The organism is Arthrobacter sp. A2-55, assembly GCF_025548615.1.
Taxonomy (GTDB): domain Bacteria; phylum Actinomycetota; class Actinomycetes; order Actinomycetales; family Micrococcaceae; genus Specibacter; species Specibacter silviterrae.
Genome location: NZ_JAJLOZ010000067.1, coordinates 1 through 24,384, shown reverse-complemented (window position 1 = coordinate 24,384; position 24,384 = coordinate 1). Strand labels below are relative to the sequence as shown.

Genomic DNA, 24,384 nt, shown 5'->3' with positions numbered 1-24,384 from the left:
GTACCCGTTCCGCACCGCGGCGGAGCTGCTGGCGCATTGCGCGGTGGTGGGCGGGAACTTCAGTGACGTGATGTACGCCAACGAACTCGCAGGGCGCACGGGGGCCCAGGTGCGGGAGGGGTTGCTGCACATCAGGGATGTGATGGAGGAGTGCAAGAATTCGGCCCTGGCCCGGGAGGGGCTGTTGCCGGGCGGGTTGAAGGTCCGCCGCCGGGCCCCTGCCTGGCATGCCCGGCTCCGGGCGGAGGACCCGGACCGGGACCCGGCGTTCTGGCAGGAATGGGTGAACCTGGTCGCCCTGGCGGTGAATGAGGAGAATGCCTCGGGCGGGCGGGTCGTGACGGCGCCGACGAACGGGGCGGCCGGGATCATTCCGGCGGTGATGTTTTATGCCACGCATTACACGGAGCAGGTCCGCAGCGCGGCCCCGGAAGCCCTCGCGGAGGTGGTGGATGCGATTGTGGTGAAGTTCCTGCTCGCCGCCGGCGCGGTCGGGGTGCTGTTCAAGGAGCAGGCGTCGATTTCCGGGGCGGAGGTCGGCTGCCAGGGCGAGGTCGGTTCCGCGTCCTCGATGGCCGCCGCCGGGCTGGCCGAGGTCATGGGCGGGACCCCGGAACAGGTCGAGAACGCGGCGGAAATCGCGATGGAACACAACCTGGGCCTGACCTGCGACCCGGTCGGGGGGCTCGTGCAGATCCCCTGCATTGAACGCAACGCGATCGCGGCCGCGAAGGCCATCAACGCCGCGAAAATGGCGCTCTGGGGCGACGGGGACCACCGCGTCTCCCTCGACGAAGTCATCATCACCATGGCCGAAACCGGCCGCGACATGTCCACCAAATACAAGGAAACAGCCCTCGGCGGCCTCGCCGTCAACGTCGTCGAATGCTAACGGCAAGAAAAAGGGCCTGTCCCGGTCGCAATGACTGGAACAGGCCCCAATAGGGATGTGGAGATGGGGAGAATTGAACTCCCGTCCGATGTTGCTTTGTCAGGGCTTCTCCGGGTGCAGTTTGCGGCGGTTTTTCTCGGCCCCAGCTGTCTCGCAAACAAGCAGCTGCCAGGCCCAGTTGTATAAGAGTCCCCTAAGCGCCTACAACAAGAACTTAGAGCAGTGGCCCTCTAAATGACGCCAGGATCCGGGACGAGAGCATTCCCGGGCTGACGGACTGTCTTACTGCTTAGGCAGCAAGAGCGAAGTCAGTGCGATTTGAGTCAGCACTTATTGTTTTACAGAGATCGTTTACGAGATAACCCTGTATCCTCGACCCGCTTCACCTGTCTCGACAAACACCGTCGAAACCGATCATCCCCTATTGTGTTTTCAAACCCACGTCCGGTACGAAACCGACCGTGGACTACTTAGCCTAGCGCATTTGGGGCCGGATTTATTTCCCCAGCAGCCCGGCAGCGGACTTCGCATTCAACACGGCCAGGGCGGCTGCATCCACCTTGGCTGCAAAAGCAGGGTCGGACTGCGCTGCCGCCACCAGCCCCGCATACATCTGCGGGAGCAGCGCCTGGTCGGTGCACAGCGCCATGGTGCCGCCTGCTGCAATGAAGTCCACGCCCCGCTCTGCAATGGGCACCCCGGACACCTGGACGGCGTCGCACATGTCGTCGCTGACAATGATGCCCCGGAAGCCAAGGTCCCCGCGGACCATGCCCTGGATGATGACGGTCGAATACGGGGCCAGCTGGGCGGGATCAATGTTGGGGTAGTAAGCGTTGGAAAGCATCAGCCAAGGCACGCCCGCATTGACCGCGTCGCGGAATGGTTGCACATACGCGTCGCCGCGGACAGTGACGGAGTCCGTGACGCCCGCCGTGACGTCGGTGTTGCCGATCACCCGTCCCAGCCCGGGAAAGTGCTTCACTGTCGGGTTGACGCCGGCAGCCAGCATGCCCCTGGCAAACGCCACGCCGTGGCTGGAGACCGCCGCAGGGGTATAGCCGTACTCGCGCCCAAAGGCGCCGATCGGTGCGTTCTGGGGGGCAAAGGCCGCCCCGGGGACGGTATCCAGGACGGGGGCCAGGTTCACATTGACGCCCGCAGCCGCCAGCTGCTGCCCCCACCGGGTGGCATCGGCCTGAAGCTCCCCGGGCGGCAGCTGCCCCTGCACAATGGCCTGGGGGATGGCGTCAAAGCCGGGCCCCCGCATGATCTGCACAAACCCGCCTTCCTGGTCCGTGGCCACAAACGGGCGCACCCCGGCAGTCCCGGGGCCAACATGTGCCGTGACGGAGGAGACCGCGGCCGCAATCCCGTCCACTCCGGCAAAGCTTCGCCCCTTCATGAACACATTGCCCACGTGCAGGCTGTCCAGGGAGTAAAGCGAGTTGGCGTCGGCGCCAGTGACCGGGGACGACACCATGAGCACCTGGCCCACCTTCTGCGCCAGGGTCATGGCCGCCAGCTTTTGGACAGCAGGGCTGCCCTGGGCCGGGCCCGACGCCGGAGGGGGCGTTGCGCTGGTCGGCGGCGGTGGCGCCGTGGTGGGCACGGGCGCCGCCGTCGTGCCTGCCGCCGTCGTGCTTCCCGCTGACGCGCCGGCCGAGGCGTTGGACGATGCCGACGCGGACGGCGACATGGACGCCTGGACGGAGGGAGGCGCAGGGTGGGGGATGAAAAGCAAGGCCAGGACCAGCCCGACAGCGAGCACCGCAGCCGCAGCCGCGGCACCCCACCACCACCTGGCCCGCGTAGTCATGGGCGTCAATTCCTCAAGTGAAGATGGGCAGCATTTAGTTCATCCATCTGCTCATCCGTAAGCTCATCCAGGACCTTGCGCTCGCCCTTGTCGGACTTGGAAAAGCGGATGAACAACAGGACCATCACCGGCAGGTCCATGACCTCGGCAATGAACCACAGGAAGTCCCCGCCCAACTGCTGGTCCACGATGCTGCTCGGAAACCAGGCCGGCTTGGGCCCGGAGAACGCCGCCGCGCCGTCCAGGATGGCGGGGGTCAGGCGCATGACAATGCCGGGGACGGCGTCGGCAAGGAGCTCGATGAAGGCAAAGACAAATTCCAGCATGATCACCGCCGTGCTCACCTTGGTCTGCTCCTCCACCATGGGGAGAACCATGAGCAGGCCCAACAGGGGGATGAAAATGCTCAACACGCCCTCAAGCACAGGGCTCAATCGAGACATGCCGGCCAGCGGCGTAAGCATCATCGACAGCACCACCAACCCCACCACGGGAGCCACTGCGCTGTTGGCGAAGAACTTCATGGGCCGCCGTGCCGCGGCCGCCAGAACCGTGCGCAGGCGCCCCGGACGCACGGTGAGCCGGGCCAGTCCCACGGGCAGTCCCAGCGCAAGTCCGGCCGGGACCACAAACAGCATGACGGCGATGCGCATGGAGAACGCCCACCGCAGCTCCGTCGACCAGGTGCCCAGGAATCCAAAGTTCGCCACTGAGTACAGTCCCAGCCCCATGACGAAGAATGCCGCGGCCCGCCACAGGGGCCAGCGGATCCCGGCCCGCGCAGCCCGGGCCAGGCCCCACGAATACAGCCCTCCGGCACCCACCACCAGGGCCAGCGCCCGGGGGTCCAGGCTCCACGTTGACCAAAACTCGCTGATGGGTGGCACGGCCTAGCCCCTGTTCTTCTCCCGCATGGCGCGCAGGGCCTCGCGGTTGTCCTGCTTTTCACGCAATGACTGGCGTTTGTCGTAATCCTTCTTGCCCCGGGCGATGGCAATCTCCACCTTGGCCCGGCTGTCCAGGAAGTACAGTTGCAGCGGCACAATCGTGAAGCCGGATTCACGGGTCTTGGACGCGATTTTTTCCAGCTCGTCGCGGTGCAGCAGCAGTTTGCGGCGGCGCCGGGCTGTGTGGTTGGTCCAGCTGCCGTTGAGGTATTCCGGGATGTATACGGCCTCCAGCCACAGTTCGTCGTTGTAGAACGTGGCGAACCCGTCCACCAGCGAGGCCCGGCCTTCGCGCAGCGACTTGACCTCGGTGCCCATGAGCACCAGCCCGGCCTCGTAGGTGTCCATGATGTGGTAGTCGTGCCTGGCCTTGCGATTGGTGGCCACCACTTTTAGGCCACTTTCCTTGGGCACTGTACTACTCCTTCATTGACGACTTGGGACGGGTTTCCAGTTTAGCAACGATCACCTTGCGTCCCCGCGCGGACCTAGAGCAGCGTCATGGGGTCCACCGGGGACCCGTTGAGCCACGTCTCAAAGTGCGCGTGGCAGCCGGTGGAATTGCCGGTGCTGCCCGAGTACGCGATCAATTGGCCGCGGCTCACCTGCTGTCCGGCCGATACCTGCACGGAGCTGTTGTGGTAGTAAATGGTCATGAGGGCGTTGCCCTGGATGACGCCGTGGGTGATCTGTACGGTGTACCCGCCGCCTCCGTTGGTCCAGCCGGCAATCACCACGGTGCCGGCGGCGGCTGCATAGACGGGCGTGCCGCAGGTGGCGCCAAAGTCAACGCCCGTGTGCATGTACCCGCCGGTGCCGTTGAAGTCGATGGTGCCGGCCGGCGTCTGGCGCCAGCCAAAGCCGGAGGTGATGGGAATGTTCCCGGCGAACGGGTGCGCCAGGCCAAAGGCGGAGGGGTTGCCCGGCGCCGGCGGGACGTAGGGCGGGGGCACAAAGTTGTTGTTGCCCTGCGCGGCGGCCTGCTGGCGGGCAAGTTCTGCCTGCCGTGCGGCTTCCGCTTCCGCCGCCTTGCGCGCCGCCTCAATCTCCTGGCGCTGGCGTTCGGCAATCTTCGCCGCAACATTGTCCTGCTGCTGCTGCACGGTCTTGATCTTGGCCTGGATTTGCGGCTTTTGGGCTTCCAGCTTGGCATTGATCGCGGCGGAATCGCTGATGAGCTTGTCCACCGCTGCCTTCTTCGCCGCTGCCTGGTCGCGGGCAGCCTGCTCGGCCACCAGTGCGGCGTCGGCCTGCGTTTTCAGGTCCTTGATTTCAGCCTCAACGGCAACCAGCCGCGCCTGCGCATTTTGGTTGGTGGCTTTTTCCGTGGTCAGCCGCTCGAGGGCGGCGTTTTGGCTGCGCATGGCCTGTCCGGCCAGGTCGATGGAGTCGGCCAGGTCGCCGGAATTGCCCACCCCCAGGATCAGTGCCAGGTTGGGCGGCAGTCCCCCGGCTTTGTAGGACTGCGCGGCCAGCTGCCCGATCATGCTCTTGGTCTCGGCCGACTTCTTCGCCTCGAGGGCGATCTGGGCCGTGATCTTGTCCTTGCTTTGCTGCGCGAGGCCGATGCGGGCGGCGAGGGAGTTGACCAGCTCTGTAGCCGCGCCAACGCGGTTCTGCGCATCCGCCAGGGCGGCCTGGGCCCCCGGCAGCTGGCCCTGGTACATGACCAGGTCCGAGGCCGACTTGGCAATGCCGGCGTCCACGAATTCCAGTGCGGAGGCGGCGTCGTCGGCCTGCTGGCGAAGGGCCGCCGCCTGGTCGTCGAGGTTGTCGGCATGAGCAGCGGGCACCAGGCCCAGCAGCCCCACCAGCACCAGCGATGCCAACGTTCCACCCATGCGGGCACGCCACCGTCCTCCACGCCGCGGGGTGGTCACCGCGCCTGTTCCCCCGCTTGATGTCGAATTCATGTGGGAAATGCTCCTAGGTCCGTGACTCGTGGTGATGTATTGCCGTTCGTATCGCACTGGCCGGGCAGAAAGTGATGCCGTGGTCTATGTTTTCAGATTTTTGCGCAATGATACAACCGAGGATACGCCTGCCAGGAGGATTCCGAGCAGAATCAGCACCGGATAGATGACCAGCGCCTGGGTCTGTGAGATGACGGGCGTGCCGGAGGATCCCTTGGCCAGGTAGTCTCCCAGGAAGAACCTGACAATTCCCCAGACGGCCCCGGAGGCCAGCAGCGCCCCTATGGTGGAGGCAATGATCCCCTCCAGGGCAAACGGCAGCTGGATCACTGTCTTCGAGGCACCCACGAGGCGCATGATGTTAATCTCGCGTTCGCGCGACTTGGCGGAGAGCTTGATGGTGGTGGACACCAGCAGGGCCGCGCAAATAATCATCAGCCCCGCCACAATCATGGCCACCAGCGTGGCAATGTTCATGAGGTAAAACAGCGAGTCCAGCACCTTGCGCTGGTCCACCACCGAGTCGACGCCGGGAGTGGCTGACAAGGACTCATTGATGATCTGGTATTTTTGCGGATCCGTCAGCTTGATGCGGAACGACGACGGCAGGTTGCCCGCCTCCACCGAGTCCACCATGGGCGAATTGGCGAACTGCTCCTTGAAGTGGGCCAGCGCCTCCGCCTGGGTCTCAAATGTCCACGATTCCACGTATGGCTTGACGGCCGGTGACGCCAGGATGCCCTGAATGTTCTTCTTCTGGTCCGCCGTGACGGGACCGCCGGCGCAGTTGGTGTTGGTGGGGGTGTCATTGCACAGGAAGACGGTGACCTGGACCTTGTCGTACCAGAAACCCTTGAGCTGGCCGATTTGCAATTGCAGCACCCCGGCCGCGCCGACAAATGTCAGGGACACAAACGTCACCAGGATGACGGAAATGACCATGGTCAGGTTGCGCCGCAGGCCGCTGCCCAGCTCGCTGAGGATGAATGCCAGTCTCACGGCTGGTCTCCGTTCGTCGTGGCGTCGGAGGGGTGTTGCCTCGCCCCGGGGCGTGGGTAGATCCGGCCGCGGTTGCGTTCCAGCCGCGGCGGCATGGCGTCATCAGCGGGCGCCCCGCCACTCTCCGTTGCGGCACTCACGGCGCGCTGGCGGCGGGTCTGGGGGGCGCCGTCGTCCATTGAAGGCACGACGGCGGGAGCCTGGCTCCCAGCCGAATTTGCGGCTTGGGCGGCGGGAACGATGGGGATGGTGGAGGTGTACTGGGCGGCGTCCTCGTCTCGGACCACCTTGCCTTGGCGCAGTTCGATCACGCGCTTGCGCATGGAGTTGACGATGTCGTCGTCGTGGGTGGCCATGACCACGGTGGTGCCGTTTTGGTTGATCTTGTCCAGAATGTCCATGATGCCGACGCTGGTGACCGGGTCAAGGTTGCCGGTGGGCTCGTCGGCCAGCAGGATGTCCGGCTGGTTCACGATGGCGCGGGCGATGGCCACACGCTGCTGCTCGCCGCCGGAAAGCTCATCGGGAAGCCTGTGGCCCTTGCCTTCCAGGCCCACCAGTTCCAGCACGCGCGGCACCTCGGTCCTGATGGCGGCCCGGCTCTTGCCGATCACCTGCATGGCGTAGGCGATGTTGGCGAACGCCGTCTTGGTGCCGATGAGGCGGAAGTCCTGGAACACAATGCCGATGCCGCGGCGGAATTTGGGCACGCGCCAGCTCGGGACGTTGGACACGTTCTGCCCGGCCACATACACCTGGCCGGCCTGGGTCTTGGTTTCCCGCAACACCAGGCTAAGGAACGTCGACTTGCCGGAGCCTGAGGGGCCCACCAGAAAGACAAACTCGCCCCTCTTGACTTCAACGGAAATGTCGTCGAGCGCGGGGCCGATTTGTTTGAGGTGGGTGATGCTCACATTTTCAAAACGAATCATGACTTTTCGTTGCCCTTCCAGCGAACGGTGCTGGCATGCCGGTGCCTGGGCGTTGGTTTGGGGGAAGAATCCACCAGCGTTACGACTATAGGCACCATTTCCCGGCATCGCTGGACCCGTGCCGGTGTGTCGGGATCCGGAATGTTATGGATGTGCCGGAGTCCGGACCTGCCTAGGCGAAGGAATCCGCACGAATGGGGGCCTTGATCAGTGTCCGGTCGTACAGCACGCGGGCATTGTTTTGCACCACCAACTCATTGGCCAGCTCGTTGCCGGTGCGTTTGTCGCCGACACTGCGATAGACGCTGTTGCGGCGGTAAACGTCGGGACCGACCTGCTGGAAATAGGAGTCGCGTTCCTTGATGTGGTACTTCACGTCCAGGGGTTCCTGGGCCCGCAGTTCCCCGCGCAGGTAATCATCCGTCACCGTGACGCGGAACTGGAAGGTGTTCTGAGTTGCGTTTCGCACCCGATAATCCAGGTAGTTGTACACAATGGAGGTCCCTGTGCCGAAGGGAATCTGGCGGTTGAAGTCCGGAAACAGGTCGATCTCGCCATGGTGGTGGTGTTCCACAATTTCCAGGGGGCTGTGCAGCACCATCCAGTGCAAAAGGTTGGTGAACTGGCACAGGCCCCCGCCAATGCCTTCGGCCGGTCCGTTGTGGCTGATGGTCAGGCCCGTGCGGTAGCCCTTTTTCGCCGAGCAGCGTCCCACCAAGGTCCAGAAGGAGAACGTCTCGCCGGGCCGGATCAGGATGCCGTCAATGTGCGGGGCGGCCAGGCCCAGGCTGATGGCCTTATTTTCCTGCAGGGCCAGGTCCACAGTGCCGAGCTTGCGGCGGATGAGCGAATTGTGGCTGTACACATTGACCGGCAGGTCCGCCTGCTCGCGGGTGCGTGCCAAGGCGGCCCGGTGGCGAAAATTGGCCAGCTTCCGCAGCACGATTTGCCGCTGGACGGCGATGGCAAAGGTGAGTGGTGAAATTTCCCCAAATAATTTCCGTGCCAAAGTGGTACTTCCCCCGTGAAAGCGCGCCAACTGGTGACATGTGACAAGGACCACTATATCGCCATTGGGGCGGCGCGTCTTGCGGGTTTACTGGTTTTCGGCGTTGCGGTTGTCTGCACGCCAGCGGATCCCGGCGTCGATGAAGTCATCGATTTCCCCGTCCAGCACGGCCGAGGTGTTACCCACTTCGTACTCGGTGCGCAGGTCCTTGACCATCTGGTAGGGATTGAGGACATAGGAGCGCATCTGGTCGCCCCAGGAGGCCTTGACGTCCCCCGCCATGGCTTTCTTGGTGGCGTCCTCCTCAGCTTTTTTCAGCAACAGCAGGCGGGACTGGAGCACGCGCATGGCCGCAGCGCGGTTTTGGATCTGCGATTTTTCGTTTTGCATGGACACCACCGTTCCCGTGGGCAGGTGGGTCAGGCGGACAGCGGAGTCCGTGGTGTTCACTGACTGGCCACCGGGGCCGGAGGAGCGGAACACGTCCACGCGGATGTCGTTGTCCGGGATTTCAATGCTGTCCGTCTGCTCGATGAGCGGAATGACCTCGACGGCGGCGAAAGAGGTCTGGCGCCGGCCCTGGTTGTCGAAGGGGCTGATGCGCACCAGCCGGTGCGTGCCGGCCTCCACGCTGAGCGTGCCAAAGGCGTACGGGGCCTTGACCTCGAACGTGGCAGACTTCAGGCCTGCCTCTTCGGCATAGGAGGTGTCCAGGACGGAGGTGGGGTAGCCATGGCGTTCGGCCCAGCGCAGATACATCCGCAACAGCATCTCGGCGAAGTCGGCCGCATCCACGCCCCCGGCACCGGAGCGGATGGTCACCACGGCCTCCCGTTCGTCGTACTCGCCGGCCAGCAGCGTCACGATCTCCAGGTCCTTGAGCGATTTTTGCAGGCCCGGCAGGTCCCTGGCAGCCTCGGCCAGCGTGTCGGCGTCGCCCTCGTCGTGGGCCAGCTCGACCAGCACCTCAAGGTCGTCGATGCGTGATTCGAGGGAGCGCAGCTTTTCCAGCTTGGATTGGGCATGGCTGAGCCGGGACGTCACCTTTTGTGCGGCGGCGGGGTCATCCCAGAGGTTGGGCGAGCCGGCCTGGTCCGACAAATCTTCAATGTCTTCCATGAGCTTGTCCACCTCGGACACCTGCTCGATGGACGTGTAGGTGGCGCGTAGCGCCCGGATCTCTGCGGGAAAGTCGATCTCAGCCATGATATTCAAGCCTACGGCATCCTTGGCGCACCTTCCGCGGGGCGCCGGGGTTACAGCACCAGGTGTGCCCGGGCAGTGCCGGTCACCGTGATGGCAATGCCGTCCGGAACAAGGAAGTTGATGAACCAGGGATGGACCGCCCCGGTCAGGTTCACCTGGGCGGTTCGGCCGTCCGGGGTGCCCGTGCCTGCTGCAAGGCGGACGCCGGACAGCGACTTTGGTGTTTCATTACTTTCGAGGTAGGCCAGCGCTGCCGCGGTGACGCCCTGGGCGGTGAGCAGGGTTTCCGGTTCCGGGCCGTGGCTGCCGGCGTTGAGGACAAAGGTGTCGGCGGCTGCGAGCGCTGCGCCGTCGGCGCTGGAGAGCAGTTTCTTATGGCCGAGGTAGAGGCTGGACCCGGCAGCCACCACCGTCATCAGGAGCAGGGACAGGAGGACATAGCCGATCAGCAAGACCATGATGTGGCCGTCTTCCTGCGTCTTTTGGCGTGCGCCGCTCATTTGAACCGACCCACTTTCTGCGAGGCCGCGGACTCAACTGTTGCCGCTGTCAGGTTGACGCCGGGCACGGCCGAGACAAGGGGCAGCGCAACCCTCAAGGTCACGCGGGTCCGGACCATGGTTCCGGGCGCGAGGCAGCCGCCGTCGCACGTCACCGTGAGCGCCGCATTGGCGGGGTCATAGCCCATGTCGGTGACGGCCATGGCAACGGCTTGCTCGGCAGCCGTGCGCGCTGACGCTTCATCGGCTTGCAGCACGTATACCTTGGCCGCCTGGTCCGCAGCCCCCACCACGGCGTAGGCGCCACCCTGCAACTGGCCCACGGTAAGGATGAGGTAGGCCACGGGCACCATCAGGAGAACTGCCAGGAAGACAAATTCCACAATGGCACTGCCTTGTTCGGCACTCCCGTCCCCACCGTTGGCTTCTGCATCATGCGGTGGCCTTCCCCCCGCACAGCCGGGCGGCCGGCCACTACCCTGGAACCAGTGCATGCCCGCTCATTCCAAGCTGTCCCCGCGGCCCAAACAGCCCAATCAGCGGCAGCGGTGCCGTGACTGAGACTGTCAGGATGGAGACGCCGCCGGACGTGGAGACGCCGGCGGTGACATTTTGGGCATAGCCGTCCCCCAGCGAGGTGGAAAGCAATAGCTCCGCCCGTTCCTGGGCGTCCTGGGGCGTCCTGTCCGCGAGAGCTCCATAGCGGGCTGCCGACGACGCGGCGTCCGCCACTGTGTTCCGCACGTGCAGCACCACGGCCAGTTGGACCAGGGCCAGGAACATGACGGTGACCAGGGTGGACACCAGCACGAAGTCGACCACCGCCGCACCGGCCTCCGAGGCACGGGCTAGGGCTGGACCTGGCTCATGGCCTCGTTGAACAGCTTTTCCAGTGCGGGACCGGCCAGCGCCAGCAGCCCCGCGACCAGGACGGCAGACATGAGCGTGATCAGCACCCAGCCGGGTACGTCCCCGCGGGCGGCGCCGGTGGCCGGGCGGAGCCTCAGGTGCCTCAGTGGTGTCATCTTCAGCAGCCGGGCCAGCCGGGATTGCCACAGCCCCAGTAGTTGTCTGGCGGCGATCAGTTGCTTCAGTGCAAGCGTCGCTGCCACGTTGTGCTTCCCCATGGTGTTTCCCCTCTTGGTGGTGGTACGGGTGGTTTGTCGGTGTTCGGCAGTTGGGTCCCATTACAGGCCAATCTGCAGCAGGGCCAGGCCCGGGAAGACGGCGAAGACCACTGTCAGCGGGAGGACCCCGAAGACCAGCGGAATCATCATGGCAATTTCCTTGCGTCCCGCCGCTTCCATGAGCTCCCGCTTGGCCACGTCACGGACGTCCTGGGCCTGGGCGCGCAATACGTCAGCCAGCGGCGTCCCACGGTTTACGGCCACACTGATGCCGTCCACGAAGCGCGTCAGGGCGGGCACATTGAGCCGGTCCGAAAATTCGCCGAGCGCCACCACCAGCGGCACTCCGGTGCGGGTTTGTGCCAAGACCTTGGCAAATTCTGCGGACAGTACGCCGCGGGACTGCCTGGCAACCCTGTCCAGGGCACTGCCGGCGCTCTCCCCCGCCCCCACTGCCAGGGCCATGAGCTCGGCCATGGCCGGGAACTCGGCCAGGATTCTGGCCTGCCGGCGTTTGATGCGGATGCCGAGGAGGTGGTCGTAGCTGAGGTAGCCGGCCAGCATGAAGCCAACCGTCAGGGCAAATCCCGCCATGGCGTTGGCGCGCCCGGACCAGGCCAGGACCAGCGACAGCACCAGCCCGGCCACCATGCCGGTGCCGGCCCAGAGGAACTGGACGGCGCGAAACTCGAGCGCGGATTCGTTGCGGCCGGCCTGGGCAAGCCGGGCGCGGAGGCCCTTGACGCTGATGTTGAAGCGGCCCAGCCTCCCCACGACATCGGCCAAAAGTAGGCGGAACAGCCGTTCCAGAGGGCCAAAGAGGGCGCTGGTTTCGTCCTCCGCCAGGAGCTTTGAGCGACTCTCCAGGCTGCGAAGCTGCGGTTCCACGCGGTCGGCGAAGGTGCGCCTGCGCATGGCGGGAATCCTGGCAAAGACCGTCCACAGGCCGAACCCCAGGCCCAGGCCGGTGGCCACCACGGCCGCGAGGTGGCCGTTCACCGGAGCACCCGTTCTTCCCTGGGCAGAGCGCCAATCCGCAGCATGAGCCGGTAGCAGACTACGGAGACCAGCAGTCCGCCACCCAACACGGCCCAGCCCAAGGGCGAGTTGTAAGCCGTTACGGCTTCGGGACGGGTGGACATCAGCATGAGCACAAACCAGGGCGCGGCAACGGCCAGCCTGGCCGCGTTGACGGTCCACGACTGCCGGGCTTCCAGTTCGCTGCGGGTCCTGGCGTGGTCGCGCAGAAATTCCGAGAGGGTCCCGAGCAGGCGCCCAAGATCGGACCCGCCCACATCCCGCGTCAACCTCAGGGCTTCGATGATGCGGTCGGCGACAGGGTCGGCCAGCCGGTCCTTGAGTCTTTGCAGGGCGGCCTCAAAGTGGCCACTGGCGCGGTAGTCGGCGCCAAACCCGGCAAACTCCCCCCGCAGCTCCTCCGGCCCCTTGGCGCCCAGCTGAATGAGGGCTTCCGGGAGGGAGAGCCCGGCCCGGATTGCTGAGCGAAGGTGGTCCACCACGTCCGGCCAGAGCTCGCGCAGTGTTGAGGACCGGCGTCGGGCCCGCCATTGCAGGAGGGCAAAGGGGAGGTAGCCGCTGAAAAGGCCAAAGCACAGCGCAATGGGGGCGGCGCCCGTCAGGAGAAGGAAAGCCAGGGTGGTGAAAACCGCCAGGCCTGCCGTGCTGGCAGTCAGGGATGCCGGCGTCACCTGGGCCACGCCGGCCTGTTGGAGGAGGTCGCCCAGCCGGCCGCGCCTGGCCGGTGCCGGTGCCCGCTCAGGAGTGCTCCAGCAGGCGGTCCAGACCAGGTACAGTCCCAGACCTCCCAGCAAGCCGGCGAGCGCGGACATCAGGCCTCCCCCACCAACGTGGCCACGTTGTAGCCTGCTGCCACGAATTTTTCCGGCGACGGCATGGCCGAGGCCTGGGCCGTGAGGAGGCCGTCAACCGTGTCAAACACCAGCCCCGATTCGATGACGCCGTTTTCCACACGGCGGCCCAGGGAAAGGATTTGGCCCACACGCCGTTTCCCGTTGGGGGCCCTGACGCAGTGCACCACCAGATCGATGCACGCCGCCACGGTGGGAAGCACGAAGGCTGCGGTGATGTTTTCCCCCGCAAGGAGGGGCAGCGTGCAAATCTTCACGACGGCGTCGTGGGCGGAGTTGGCGTGGACACTCGCCATTCCCGGCAAGCCACTGTTGAGGGCGATCAGCATGTCCAGGCTTTCGGCCTCGCGCACCTCACCGACAATGAGGCGGTCCGGGCGCATGCGCAGGGCTTCCTTGACCAAGCGCCGCAATGGAATCTCACCGGCCCCCTCCAGGTTGGGCTGGCGGCACTGCAGACCCACCACGTCGCGCAGGGGCAGTGCAAGTTCAAAGATTTCCTCCACCGTTACCACGCGTTCCCGGGAGCCAATGCCGGCGGCCAGACAGTTGAGCATGGTGGTCTTGCCTGCCTGGGTTGCCCCGGATACCAGGATGTTCAGCCCGCTGCTGACGGCGGCGCCCAGAAAGCGGGCTGCCTGGGGCGTGAGGGAGCCGAGTTCGACGAGGTGTTCCAGGCGGCTGGCGCGGGCAGTGAACTTGCGGATGTTTACGGCCCAATGGGCCTTGGTGATGTCAGGGATGACTACGTGCAGGCGGGAGCCGTCCGGGAGGGCGGCGTCCACGAAGGGGCTGCTGAGGTCCAGCCGGCGGCCAGAGCTCTTTAGCATTCGCTCGACGAGGTCCCTGACCTGCTGCTGGGTGAAGATGAGTGGCGTCAGTTCGGATTCGCCGTTGCGGGCCACGAACACCTGGTCGGGGGCGTTGAGCCAAATTTCCTCGACGGACGGATCGTCCAGGAAGGGCTGCAGGGCGCCAAAGCCGGCCACGGCGTCATAGATGTGCTGCTTGGCGTCCGCCGCATGGGAAAGGGGAGGTACTGCCCCTACAAGTGAACGCTCGTCGTAATCGTTGACTGCGGCCTCGACAAGGCGCCGAACCTCGCTGCCCTGCTGCAATGGGTCAAGCCCCTTGCGGCGTATGAGCTCGCGAACCTCGTCTTCAACGAGTGTCAGTGCATCCATCAACCTCTCCGCCCCCGCGGTCCGGTTCTTCCCCTTGGTCCTAGGAGCATAGCCAAGGCAAAGCCGGGACGCCAGAGGGTCGTGGTGATCTGTGGACAACCGGCCGCTGCTTCGAAACCCCTTTTCACAATATTTTCCCAGCGAACCTTCATGGAACCGCCATTATTCTGGTGGAGTGAATCTTCTCAACCAGGTGCCCATCGTCAATGGTGCCATTCCTGCCATCCTGGTCACCGCCGGACTGTTGGCACTGCTGTGGTTGGCCTGGGGCAGCCGCCGCCACCTGACGCGCTGGGTGCCTGTGGCCTTTGTGCTCTCCGTCCTGACGATGGGCACTTTCTGGTATATGGCAGAGAAAGTGTGGAACCTGTGGGGCGAGCCGCTGCCCCGCCGCCTGTACATATATGCCGGACTGGCGCTGTTCGGCGTGCTGCTGGCCGTCCCGAAAATCGTGGCCCTCCGGCGCCTCTGGGCACGCCTGCTGGTTTTGCCGATCGCCGCCGTCGTGGTTATTTCAGCAGCCGGCTTGGTGAACCAGAACTTCGAGTATTACCCCACGGTTGGATCACTCTTTGGTGACACCGGGACAGCCATCAAGAGCCTGGCCCAATTCGAAGCTGACAAGGGCGCCGCGGAACTACCAATACCACCAAAACCGACCACCGAGGCGAACTGGTCGCCGCCCGCCAACATGCCGTCTCATGGGGACGTCCTCATCGTGCATATCCCGGGCCCTATCTCACACGAAATCTCCTCTGATGCCTTTGTCTACCTGCCACCAGCCTACCTGGCGACGCCTCGGGCCAACCTGCCCGTGCTGGTGTTGATCCACGGTGTACCTGGCGGCACAACCGACTGGTTGCGCGGCGGGCAAATCAACAAGTTCATGGACCAATACGCCGGGGCGCACCATGGACTCGCACCGGTAGTAGTAATGCCCGACGCGGGGGCCAAGTGGCAAAACTACCCACCTGCTTGTCTGAACAGTCGAGCAGGCCAGGCAGCCACCTACCTCACTCAGGACGTGCCGAACTGGGTCAAGAAAACGTTCGGGGCGGGCACGACTTCCCCCCGGCAATGGGCGATTGGTGGATTTTCGTACGGAGGCACCTGTGCCATGACACTTGCCGTCAACCATCCCGAGATTTATCCAACGTTTATTGACAGTTCAGGCGAATCCCAGCCAACAATTGACCAAGGACACACAGTCCTGCTTCAAAAGTACTTCGCAGGCAATGCCGCCGCCTTTGCCAAGCAAAACGCACTCGACGTGCTCAAGACGCGACGCTACAAGGGTTCCGCGGGGGTCGTGACGGTGGGTGCCAACGACAGTTTTTACCGGCCCCAAGGGGTCCATGTGTTCCGGGCCATGGAACACGCGGGCATGAACGTCCGTCTTGAGGACGCCCCGGGCGGCCACGCCTGGCCAGCGTGGCGGTACGGGGTCTATCACAACATGGACTGGCTGATGGGCCGGCTGGGCGTCAACTAGCAACGCCAACCGGCTGATGGGACTTGGCAACCACGTTCGATTGTTAGACTCGGGGCGGACTTCTAACGATCGGCGGACAGTGGCATGACTTGGTGGCAAGCGGTACCGGCAATATGCACAGCCGCAATCCTACTGTTCGTACCCGGATACCTCTTGGTGCGTGGGTTGGGCGCACGGGGATTCGGCAGCGCCGCGCTGGCCCCCATTGCGTCGTGCGGCCTGGTGGGCGTTGCGGGCATTATCGGCGGCTTGGTGCACATCCCTTGGTCACTGTGGCTGCTGGCCGGGTTCACCGTTGCCTGCGCGGTGGCGGGGTGGGGGCTGCGGAGGCTTGCAGGGCGCCGGCTGCGGCCTGTCGAGCAGTCCGCCGGTCCAGCATTGCTGAGCTGGATTGCCGTCGTCACCCCGCTTGCGATCGCTGCCAAGCTGGTCACTGGCCGCTTGCTGCCTGCGATGGGCGGCCCGGACTCCTTCGGACAGGTCTTTGACAATATTTTTCACCTGAACGCCATCAAGTACATTCTAGAGACGGGCAACGCGTCAACTCTCAATTTGGGAAACATGGTGTCCGGTGGCCACGGAATGTCCATCTACCCGTCGGTTTGGCACTCGTATGCCGCGCTGGTGGCACAACTGACCTCAGTAAACGTGTTCGTGGCAGAAAACGCCCTGACGGTGGCCGTCGCCGCGCTGCTGTGGCCGTTTGCCTGCATCTGCCTCGTGCGAGGCATTCTCGGGCCGCGTGTCCTGCCCACTGTCGCGGCAGGGGTCTTGTCCGCCGGATTCTGGATCTTCCCCTATCAACTGCTCCAGTGGGGCCCGTTGTTTCCCAACACGCTTTCCTACAGCATCCTGCCGCTGGCCTTGTTGGTGGTGGCAGGCATGTTTGGGCGGCTGCGGGAGCCGGTGGCCGACATATTCACGCTGTCAATGACGTTATTGGTGGGCGTTGCCGCCCTCTTGCTCACCCAACCCAACGGCTTCAGCGCGCTGCTGGCATTCTCCGTCCCCATCATTGTAGGCAGCTGGCTGCGCATGTTAGTGACCGGCATCCGGGCGCACAAGGGAGCCAAACATGCACTCTTCACTGTGCTGTGGGGCCTGGCGGCCATGGTTGTCCTGCTTGTCATTTGGAATGCGCTGGTCCTGGGCTTTGACACGTGGAAACCTTCCAGGTCTTTGCTGGCCGCAGTCAGGGACGTTTTCACCGGCGGGCTGCTGGGCGGAAGGTTTACCTGGCTGGCATCTCTCTTGGCTGCGGCAGGGCTGGCGGTCATCCTCGTCAAACGTCGCGGTTGGTGGATGATAGGCGCCATGGCGACGGCGGGCGGGCTGTACGTCGTCGCGGCTTATATGCCAACCGGACCGGTCCGCCAGTTCTTGATCGGAAGCTGGTACCAGGACCCTTACCGACTCGCAGGCCTCGTCCCGCTCTTTACCATTGTCCTTGCCTGCGTGGGCGTGGATGGGGTGGCATCCGCCGCCATTGCCGCCGTCCGCCGGCTGGCAGCCAAGGCTTCCCCCCGTATTCAGGAAACGCTGCTGCGTCCGGGGGCCATGCTCCGGACGGCCGGTGGCGTGCTGGCCCTGATAGTGGCTTTGTCGGTCCTCACGCCCCTCTCGATGCAGGCAAACCGCAAGGGATTGGACGACGTCAACGCCAAGATCAAGGCTTCCTGGTCGTGGACTCCGGGCTGGGTGGTATCCACGGACGAATACACGTTGATGCAGCGCCTCGACAAGGACGTCCCGGCGGATGCCGTGATTGGGGTCGACCCTTTCAATGGCGGGTCGCTGGCCTATGCCGTTTCAGGCCGGAAGGTGACGCAATACCACCTGACCCCAAATCCCTCCGCGTCAGTTTCCCTGGTTGCCAAGGATTTGGCCACGGCCGCCCCGGACTCCGCCACGTGCAAGGCCGCCAAGCAGGCGAACATCCAATATGTTCTCGACTTCGGCTCTTTCTACATGCTTCAGTTTCCGCAAGCCCGCATGTACCCCTCTTTCGTCAACATCAAGGATTCATCCACCCTGAAACTGGTGGACCACCAAGGCGGCGCGAAGCTGTACAAGGTGGTCGGCTGCTAGGGACGGCCTTCTCCTTCAGTCGAACGCCGTCCCTGAGGTGGCAGGCCCGCCGCCGGGAGGTCCCGTCAGCCCGCCCCGCGATCTAGGCGCCGTACCCCTGCGGGTTTTCTCGCTGCCAGCGCCAGTGGTCCTGGCACATTTGCGCCAGGTTCCGGTGGGCCGACCAGCCCAGGTCCGCCAGGGCGGCTGAAGGGTCGGCGTAGCTGACCGCCGCGTCGCCCGGCCGGCGGGGCGCGAATTCAAAGGGAATCGGCTTGCCGGCGGCCTCGCCAAACGCCTGAATGACTTCCAAGACAGAGGACCCGTTGCCAGTGCCCAGGTTCCAGCGGAACACGCCCTGATGCATTGGCAGGTAATCCAATGCTGCGAGGTGGCCGGCGGCCAAGTCCATCACATGGATGTAGTCGCGCACGCCGGTGCCGTCCGGCGTCGGGTAGTCGTTGCCGAACACCATGACCTTCTCGCGGCGCCCCACGGCGACCTGGGCCACAAAGGGCAGCAGGTTGTTGGGGATTCCGCTGGGGTCCTCGCCAATGCGGCCGGACTCGTGGGCACCCACAGGATTGAAGTACCGCAACAGGGCCACACGCCAGGTCGGGTCCGCTGCCCCAAGGTCCGTGAGGATGTCCTCGATCTGTTCCTTGGTGCGCCCATAGGGGTTGGTGGCGTCCAGCGGCATCTTCTCAATGAGGGGCACTTCCTCGCTGGCCCCGTAGACCGTGGCTGAGGAGCTGAAGACGATGGTACGCACGCCGTGCTTGTCCATGGAGGCCAGCAGGTTCAGCGTGCCTGCAATGTTGTTTTGGTAGTACCTAAGCGGCTGGGCCACCGACTCCCCGACTGCCTTGAGCCCGGCAAAGTGGATGACGGAATCGAATCCCCCACCAGCAAAAAGTGCATCCACCCCACTTGCATCGAGCAGGTCCAGTTCAACAAATTCCGGGTGCCTGCCCGTCAGCTCCTCCACCCGGCGCAGCGACTCCGCCGAGGAGTTGACCAGATTGTCGAGCACGACGACGCTGTGCCCGGCTTCCAGCAGGCAGAGGACAGTGTGCGAACCAATATAGCCGGCGCCGCCGGTCACCAAAACTTTCATGTGACCCAGCCTATCGGGCCCAACCGGTAGACTTTAAAGTTGTGTCGTCCAATAATCCCCCCGCAGCCGATCAGGCTGCCCGTGTGTCCAGCCCCCGACGGGCCAGCGTTGCCACCAGCTTCCGCCCGGATGTCCAGGGGCTCCGAACTGTCGCAGTCATGGCTGTGGTGCTGTATCACTTGTGGCCCAAACGCATCACGGGCGGGTTTGTCGGTGTGGACGTTTTCTTCGTCATCTCTGGTTTCCTGATTACCGGTCACATGTATCGGGAACTTATGGCCAATTCAGGGCTTTCGCTGGTCAAATTTTGGGGTCGCCGCATCCGCAGGCTGCTGCCCGCAGCGTTCGTTGTCTTGCTGCTGTCCTTGGCCGCTGTCTACCTGTGGGTCCCTGCCACGTTGTGGGAATCGACAGCCCGGCAGGTGGGATCCAGTGCGCTTTACGTGCAAAACTGGGTCCTCGCCGCCGATTCGGTGGACTACTCCGCCCTCAACGCAGATGCCACGGTGGCACAACACTACTGGTCCCTGTCAATCGAAGAGCAGTTTTACATCTCCTGGCCTCTCATCATGATTGCCCTGCTATGGATTGTTCACCGTCTTGCCCGGCGCGTGCCGACGCTGCCCCACTCTCCACGGGCCACACTGATTGCAGGGCTGACGGCCATTGGCGCAGCATCGCTGGCATATTCAATCTACGAGACCAATTTGAATCCTGCAGCGGCGTATTTCGTCACCCCCACCAGGGTTTGGGAATTCGCCGTCGGGGCGCTCGTTGCCTTGGTATTCCTGGACCGACAGTTTTCCGGCCCTTTGGCAACGGCCGTCGCCTGGACGGGGCTGGGTGGCCTTGTCGTCTCGGCGCTGCTGTACAGCAGCGAAACCCCGTTTCCCGGCTATACAGCCCTGTTGCCAGTTGCCGGCACCGCGGCGCTCCTGTGCTGCAGCGGAACCACATCCACGGCGAGCCCGGCCTGGCTCCTGTCCCGCAAACCGGCAACCTTCGTCGGTGACATTTCATACGCCGTGTACCTCTGGCATTGGCCACTGATCATCGTTGTCCCTTACGCCCTGCAGACCAATCTCAACTGGGCGTTGAAGCTTGGCATCCTTGGGCTGTCGATCCTGTTGTCGTGGCTGACGAAGCTGTTGATTGAGGATCCCTTCCGGAAGGGCCCTTGGTTGAGGGGTTCCGTACGGACCTACTCCTTCGCCGCCGTCGGGATGATCGTGGTCACCGGCATGTGCTTCGGGCTGACAGCGCTCGCCAATGCCCCTGCCCAGGCTGATCCTGCCCTCACACATTCCAGCTGCTACGGCCCCGGCGCCCTTGATTCCGCCAATTCTTGTGGGTCCGTCCTGGGCACAGCCGCCCCAAACCCGACCGCAGTGATGGTTTCCAACGAAAACACCCAGCCCCTGTATCCAGGATGCCAGGCAAACTTTCCTGGCTCGGACCTGGTGAGCTGCAATCTCGGCGTCCCGGCATCAGCAGCGAAGGCCACGGTAGCCATGGTCGGAGATTCACACGCAACGGCCTGGTATCCCGCAATGGATGCCTTGGCCAAGAAGCACAGCTGGAGTGTTGTGACGTACTCCAAGGCCTCCTGCCCCGTTTCAACGGCCCTGAGAATTCTCCCCAATGAGAAGACCTCCGAGAATCAAAACGACTGCCATACCTGGGTCATTCGATTGAACGACGCCCTGAAAGCCGACCATTCCATCTCAGCGGTGTTCACGGCGTCCTACTCTTCTGCCTATCAATTCAAGTCTGCCGACGGAGACCCCCTGAAGAACCCCGCAGTTGATGGCTTCACCCAGATGTGGGCTGGCTGGCAGGCCGCCGGCAAGAAGGTGGTTGTCTTCGACGATGTCCCGCGGACCAACGGGCAGTACATTCCGACCTGCCTTGCGAAGAACCCTGGCGCTGACATGAAATGTGCCTTCCCTGTTGCCCAAGCGTTGCCTGCCAACATGAACATCACCAAGGCGGCTGAGCAAGCCGCCAAGGATGGCGTTATCAGGGTGCAGCTCCGCAAGGAGTTCTGTGACTCCAAGTGGTGCTACCCCGTAGTGGGTTCGGTGATTGTCTACCGCGACTACTCACACATCAGTGCCGAATATTCACGGGCGCTGGTCCCGTATCTGGATCTGCAACTCCGATCCCTGAAGATTGGGAACTAAGTGAGCCAAGACGACGCCCCTCTGGCGGCGCTGCACCTGGGCGATATTGCCGGGACGTCCCGCAACGTCATCGAAGTCGCTGGCGCCAAGGGCCTGACTTGGGTCCTGCGGGACGTTCCAGCCGGCCGTGGCGCCAACCCGGCCGCTGTCATGTTGCGCCGTTTGCGTGACTTGATTGCCGTTCGCTCGATCCGGCCCCGCCCCGCCATCCTCCACATCAACTACGGTGTTTCGGGCTACTACGGTTGGGGGCGGCGCAACGTGGTTCTGCACCTCCACGGCACGGATGTCCGCTCAGACCTCCATTCAAGGATCCTGGGCCCGGTGGTGCGAACCTCCATCAAGCGCGCCGCTGTCGTTCTGTATTCGACACCAGACATGGCCGATGCGGTCAAGGCCATTCGGGCTGACGCCCAATGGTTTCCAGCACCCCTGCCTCCAGCTGCCGGAGTCCGGTTGCCGCTCCCGGAGCCAAGAATTGGTACGCGAATATTCTTTGCCAGCCGTTGGGACGACTCCAAGGGTGCCGTGCAACTGCTCGAACTGGCCTCGGACCTGCGCCGGGATCACCCGGCGCTTGAGCTTGTCGCCCTGGACTGGGGCACGTATGCGCAGCGGGCACGCAGCCTCGGAATGCGGATGCTGCCCCACATGTCCCCCGACGAATTCCGGGCGCAACTGGCTTCGGCCGACGTCGTCATCGGGCAGCTTGCTGTGGGGGCATTGGGGCTAAGTGACCTGGAGGCCATGGCACAGGCAAGGCCGCTGGTGGCACGGTTTACCCTTGATGCCGAATATGGGGGGCCGGCACCCCTTTTCAATACCAACACGGCGCCGGCACTTGAACTGGTCCTGCAAATCCTCGCTGACCCGGCCGCCGCGGCGGCATTGGGCGAACAAGGACGGACCTGGGCGCTGGAGCACCACGGCGCCGACGTATTGGAAGCCAAACTGGAGGATATTTACGCCAAACTGTCGGCTTGAGTTGCGGGGCGGGCACCCAACAGGGGTTTAACGCTGATGACTGACCAGCATGGGAGCGGCGGCCACAACTGCTGAACGGCCCCCTCGTGTTTGAAGGTCGATTTGTCATCGAATGGCACTAAAGGCATTGCACCGCAGTGGTTTCAACTCCAGTAACAAAGGCAACACTGGCCACTTCAGCATCCCACGAGTAAGCTTGCGAGTGGTTTGGGGGCCGTTGACGGGCAATCATTTGTCCCGCACGGGTGCATGTCCCTTTACTCGACAACCTCTACACATCGCCGCGGAGCTCTCCCCATGATTACGACTTGGTCCAAGTTTTTTGACGGGTCCACCGGGCGCCTACCGCTCAAGTTCGCCAAAGTTGCGAGCGGGGGCCTGATCGCCTCGGTCCTGGCGCTCTCTATGGCCATGCCCCCTGCCGGGGCCGCAACGCCCACCCCATCCCCATCGATGGCTGCCCCTACACCGGCACCCACTCCAACTCCGTCACCGTCGACTGTGCCGTCGAACATGATCTCGAGCACTCCGGTTCCAGTCCCACCTCCCGTGGAGTCGCCAACAACTGCCGCCATGCCATCGTCAAGCGCTGCCAGCCAATCGCTTGATGACCTCATTCGACAGAATGGCGCCTTCATGGGGCAGGGGGAAAAGCTACGGGCCATGAAGCAGAGCACGCAATCCATGGCCCCCCTGGCAAAATCGCTTCAGCCCAACCAACAAATGCAGTCCATGACAGCGCAGTTCAGGGCTCCCGGCATCCAAGGCCTGGATGTCAGCGGTTGGCAGGCTTCAGTCAACTGGGCGGCACAGTACACCATGGGCGCGCGGTTCGCATACGTAAAAGCCACGGAAGGAACCAGCTTCACCAGCAGCGCCTTCAGCAGCCAGTACACGGGCGCGGCGGGGGCCGGCCTCATCCGCGGCGCCTATCATTTTGCTTTGCCCAGCCAGTCTTCGGCCGTCTCGCAGGCCGATTTCTTCGTCAACAACGGCGGCGGATGGAGCCCCGACGGCAAGACCATGCCGCCACTCCTGGACATCGAATACAATCCCTACTCGAACCTCGGAAATACCTGCTACAACATGAGCGCCAGTGCCATGGTCACTTGGATTCGGGACTTCTCCAACCGGGTACAGCTCCGCACCGGACGGCTGCCCATGATTTACACCACCACCGACTGGTGGTCACAGTGCACCGGGAATTCGAGCGCCTTTTCAAACCAGGCCTTGCATATTGCGGCCTACTCGACGGTGGTTGGACCGCTGCCCAAGAGCTGGTCTGCGTACAGCGTGTGGCAGTACAGCTCATCGGGCCCTTTCGCCGGTGATTCCAATGCTTGGAACGGCACCATCGACCGACTCAGGGTGTTCGCCTCCACTGCGGACGCGCCGCAACCCGTCCCGACAATACCGTCGTCCGCCGACGTAGTGGCGGCGGACTCCGCCGGAACGCTTTGGGACTATCCGGCCCCCGGGGATGGCACTCTGGGAACGCCCCGAAAGATCGGCGTTGGATGGTCCGGGCTGCGCTCAATCAATGTCATCGACTGGAATGCTGACGGCATCCTGGATATTGTCGCCCAGTGGAATACCGGGAGCGTCACGGTATACAGCGGCCTGCCTGGCGGCGGATTCGCCCCCCCTCAGCTCATCGCCTCAGGTTGGCAAAACAATCAGCTGACCATTGGTTTCTGGCTCACTGCTAGCACCTACCCCCAGATCCTTAGCCGCGGGCCTGACGGGGCCCTGACCTTGTGGACCAATACCTCCGGGGGCACGCTGCAGGCAGGCACCGTGATAGGCAACGGCTGGGGAAGCCTCAATCTGACAATGATCGACTTCGATGGGGACGGGAACCAGGACATCCTGGCGCAAAATCCCACAGGAGCCCTTACCCTCTACCGTTCCAACGGTTCCGGGCAGTTCATTAACGAGTCCCGGCCGCAGGTTGGCTCGGGCTGGAATGCCATGACCAGCATAACGGTCTCTTCAGGGTACCGCTCCCCGGCTGATGTCGGCCTCATGGCCCGCACCTCCGGTGGAGCGCTGATGTACTACGCCGTACCCGGCAACGCGACGTTTGGAGCTCCTGTCGGAGTCGGCACCGGCTGGAACCCCCTG

22 protein-coding genes and 1 other RNA gene are annotated in these 24,384 nt (G+C 63.8%); 6 read left to right on the top strand and 17 right to left on the bottom strand.

Annotation, left to right across the window (positions count from 1 at the left end; translation table 11 throughout):
• A partial coding sequence (locus tag LPN03_RS16355) for an L-serine ammonia-lyase (RefSeq protein WP_262455093.1) occupies window positions 1-892 on the top strand: 892 nt, incomplete at its 5' end.
• Window positions 893-947: 55 nt separating this feature from the next.
• Here the strand turns inward: LPN03_RS16355 and ssrA are convergent.
• From ssrA to LPN03_RS16275, 16 genes are all read right to left on the bottom strand, one after another.
• Window positions 948-1,314: a transfer-messenger RNA gene (gene ssrA / locus LPN03_RS16350) on the bottom strand.
• A 74-nt stretch (window positions 1,315-1,388) separates the two neighbouring features.
• Entirely contained in the window at window positions 1,389-2,711 is a 1,323-nt protein-coding gene (locus LPN03_RS16345; RefSeq protein ID WP_262455092.1) for a glycoside hydrolase family 3 N-terminal domain-containing protein, read from the bottom strand.
• Window positions 2,712-2,716: 5 nt separating this feature from the next.
• Window positions 2,717-3,598 carry a cytochrome c oxidase assembly protein gene (locus LPN03_RS16340; RefSeq protein WP_262455091.1) on the bottom strand — a complete coding sequence of 294 codons (882 nt, stop codon included), beginning with the start codon at window positions 3,596-3,598 and terminating at the stop codon, window positions 2,717-2,719.
• Window positions 3,599-3,601: 3 nt separating this feature from the next.
• Window positions 3,602-4,072 carry an SsrA-binding protein SmpB gene (gene smpB, locus LPN03_RS16335; RefSeq protein ID WP_165182097.1) on the bottom strand — a complete coding sequence of 157 codons (471 nt, stop codon included), beginning with the start codon at window positions 4,070-4,072 and terminating at the stop codon, window positions 3,602-3,604.
• Between the two features lie 74 nt (window positions 4,073-4,146).
• Window positions 4,147-5,571: a peptidoglycan DD-metalloendopeptidase family protein gene (locus LPN03_RS16330; RefSeq protein WP_410468610.1), complete on the bottom strand. Its 1,425-nt coding sequence runs from the start codon at window positions 5,569-5,571 to the stop codon at window positions 4,147-4,149.
• 84 nt (window positions 5,572-5,655) lie between these two features.
• Complete coding sequence (ftsX, locus tag LPN03_RS16325; protein WP_262455090.1) at window positions 5,656-6,570, bottom strand: permease-like cell division protein FtsX; 915 nt, start codon at window positions 6,568-6,570, stop codon at window positions 5,656-5,658.
• Entirely contained in the window at window positions 6,567-7,502 is a 936-nt protein-coding gene (gene ftsE, locus LPN03_RS16320) for a cell division ATP-binding protein FtsE (protein ID WP_262455089.1), read from the bottom strand. Before ftsE ends, ftsX begins: the two co-directional genes overlap by 4 nt.
• A 172-nt stretch (window positions 7,503-7,674) precedes the next feature.
• Window positions 7,675-8,511 carry a VanW family protein gene (locus LPN03_RS16315; protein WP_262455088.1) on the bottom strand — a complete coding sequence of 279 codons (837 nt, stop codon included), beginning with the start codon at window positions 8,509-8,511 and terminating at the stop codon, window positions 7,675-7,677.
• Between the two features lie 87 nt (window positions 8,512-8,598).
• Window positions 8,599-9,717 carry a peptide chain release factor 2 gene (prfB, locus tag LPN03_RS16310; RefSeq protein WP_262455087.1) on the bottom strand — a complete coding sequence of 373 codons (1,119 nt, stop codon included), beginning with the start codon at window positions 9,715-9,717 and terminating at the stop codon, window positions 8,599-8,601.
• Between the two features lie 50 nt (window positions 9,718-9,767).
• Window positions 9,768-10,217 (bottom strand): pilus assembly protein TadG-related protein, encoded by a 450-nt coding sequence (locus LPN03_RS16305; protein WP_262455086.1) that lies wholly within the window; start codon window positions 10,215-10,217, stop codon window positions 9,768-9,770.
• Complete coding sequence (locus LPN03_RS16300) at window positions 10,214-10,600, bottom strand: hypothetical protein (protein WP_262455085.1); 387 nt, start codon at window positions 10,598-10,600, stop codon at window positions 10,214-10,216. Before LPN03_RS16300 ends, LPN03_RS16305 begins: the two co-directional genes overlap by 4 nt.
• 91 nt (window positions 10,601-10,691) lie before the next feature.
• A complete protein-coding gene (locus tag LPN03_RS16295; protein WP_262455084.1) occupies window positions 10,692-11,039 on the bottom strand; it encodes a TadE family protein in 348 nt (115 codons plus the stop codon).
• Between the two features lie 26 nt (window positions 11,040-11,065).
• Entirely contained in the window at window positions 11,066-11,344 is a 279-nt protein-coding gene (locus LPN03_RS16290; protein ID WP_262455095.1) for a hypothetical protein, read from the bottom strand.
• 60 nt (window positions 11,345-11,404) lie between these two features.
• Window positions 11,405-12,343, bottom strand: coding sequence for a type II secretion system F family protein (locus LPN03_RS16285; RefSeq protein WP_262455083.1), 939 nt, complete (start codon window positions 12,341-12,343; stop codon window positions 11,405-11,407).
• Window positions 12,340-13,194: a type II secretion system F family protein gene (locus tag LPN03_RS16280; RefSeq protein ID WP_262455082.1), complete on the bottom strand. Its 855-nt coding sequence runs from the start codon at window positions 13,192-13,194 to the stop codon at window positions 12,340-12,342. Before LPN03_RS16280 ends, LPN03_RS16285 begins: the two co-directional genes overlap by 4 nt.
• Window positions 13,194-14,417, bottom strand: a complete 1,224-nt coding sequence (locus LPN03_RS16275; protein WP_262455081.1) for a CpaF family protein — start codon at window positions 14,415-14,417, stop codon at window positions 13,194-13,196. The genes LPN03_RS16280 and LPN03_RS16275 overlap by 1 nt, the downstream gene beginning before the upstream one ends.
• A 175-nt stretch (window positions 14,418-14,592) precedes the next feature.
• Between LPN03_RS16275 and LPN03_RS16270 the strand changes: the two genes are divergently transcribed.
• Both LPN03_RS16270 and LPN03_RS16265 read left to right on the top strand, forming a co-directional pair.
• Entirely contained in the window at window positions 14,593-15,909 is a 1,317-nt protein-coding gene (locus tag LPN03_RS16270; protein ID WP_262455080.1) for an alpha/beta hydrolase, read from the top strand.
• A gap of 84 nt (window positions 15,910-15,993) precedes the next feature.
• Window positions 15,994-17,997, top strand: coding sequence for a DUF6541 family protein (locus LPN03_RS16265; protein ID WP_316255839.1), 2,004 nt, complete (start codon window positions 15,994-15,996; stop codon window positions 17,995-17,997).
• Between the two features lie 82 nt (window positions 17,998-18,079).
• Here the strand turns inward: LPN03_RS16265 and galE are convergent, their stop codons facing one another.
• Window positions 18,080-19,093 carry a UDP-glucose 4-epimerase GalE gene (gene galE / locus LPN03_RS16260; protein ID WP_262455078.1) on the bottom strand — a complete coding sequence of 338 codons (1,014 nt, stop codon included), beginning with the start codon at window positions 19,091-19,093 and terminating at the stop codon, window positions 18,080-18,082.
• 83 nt (window positions 19,094-19,176) lie between these two features.
• On the opposite strand from galE, the gene LPN03_RS16255 reads away from it, so the two are divergent.
• The 3 genes from LPN03_RS16255 to LPN03_RS16245 form a co-directional block, all read left to right on the top strand.
• A complete protein-coding gene (locus LPN03_RS16255; RefSeq protein WP_262455077.1) occupies window positions 19,177-21,276 on the top strand; it encodes an acyltransferase family protein in 2,100 nt (699 codons plus the stop codon).
• Window positions 21,277-22,260 carry a glycosyltransferase gene (locus LPN03_RS16250; protein ID WP_262455075.1) on the top strand — a complete coding sequence of 328 codons (984 nt, stop codon included), beginning with the start codon at window positions 21,277-21,279 and terminating at the stop codon, window positions 22,258-22,260.
• Window positions 22,261-22,923: 663 nt separating this feature from the next.
• Window positions 22,924-24,384, top strand: a 1,461-nt coding sequence (locus LPN03_RS16245) for a GH25 family lysozyme (RefSeq protein ID WP_262455074.1), incomplete at its 3' end; no start/stop codon positions are given.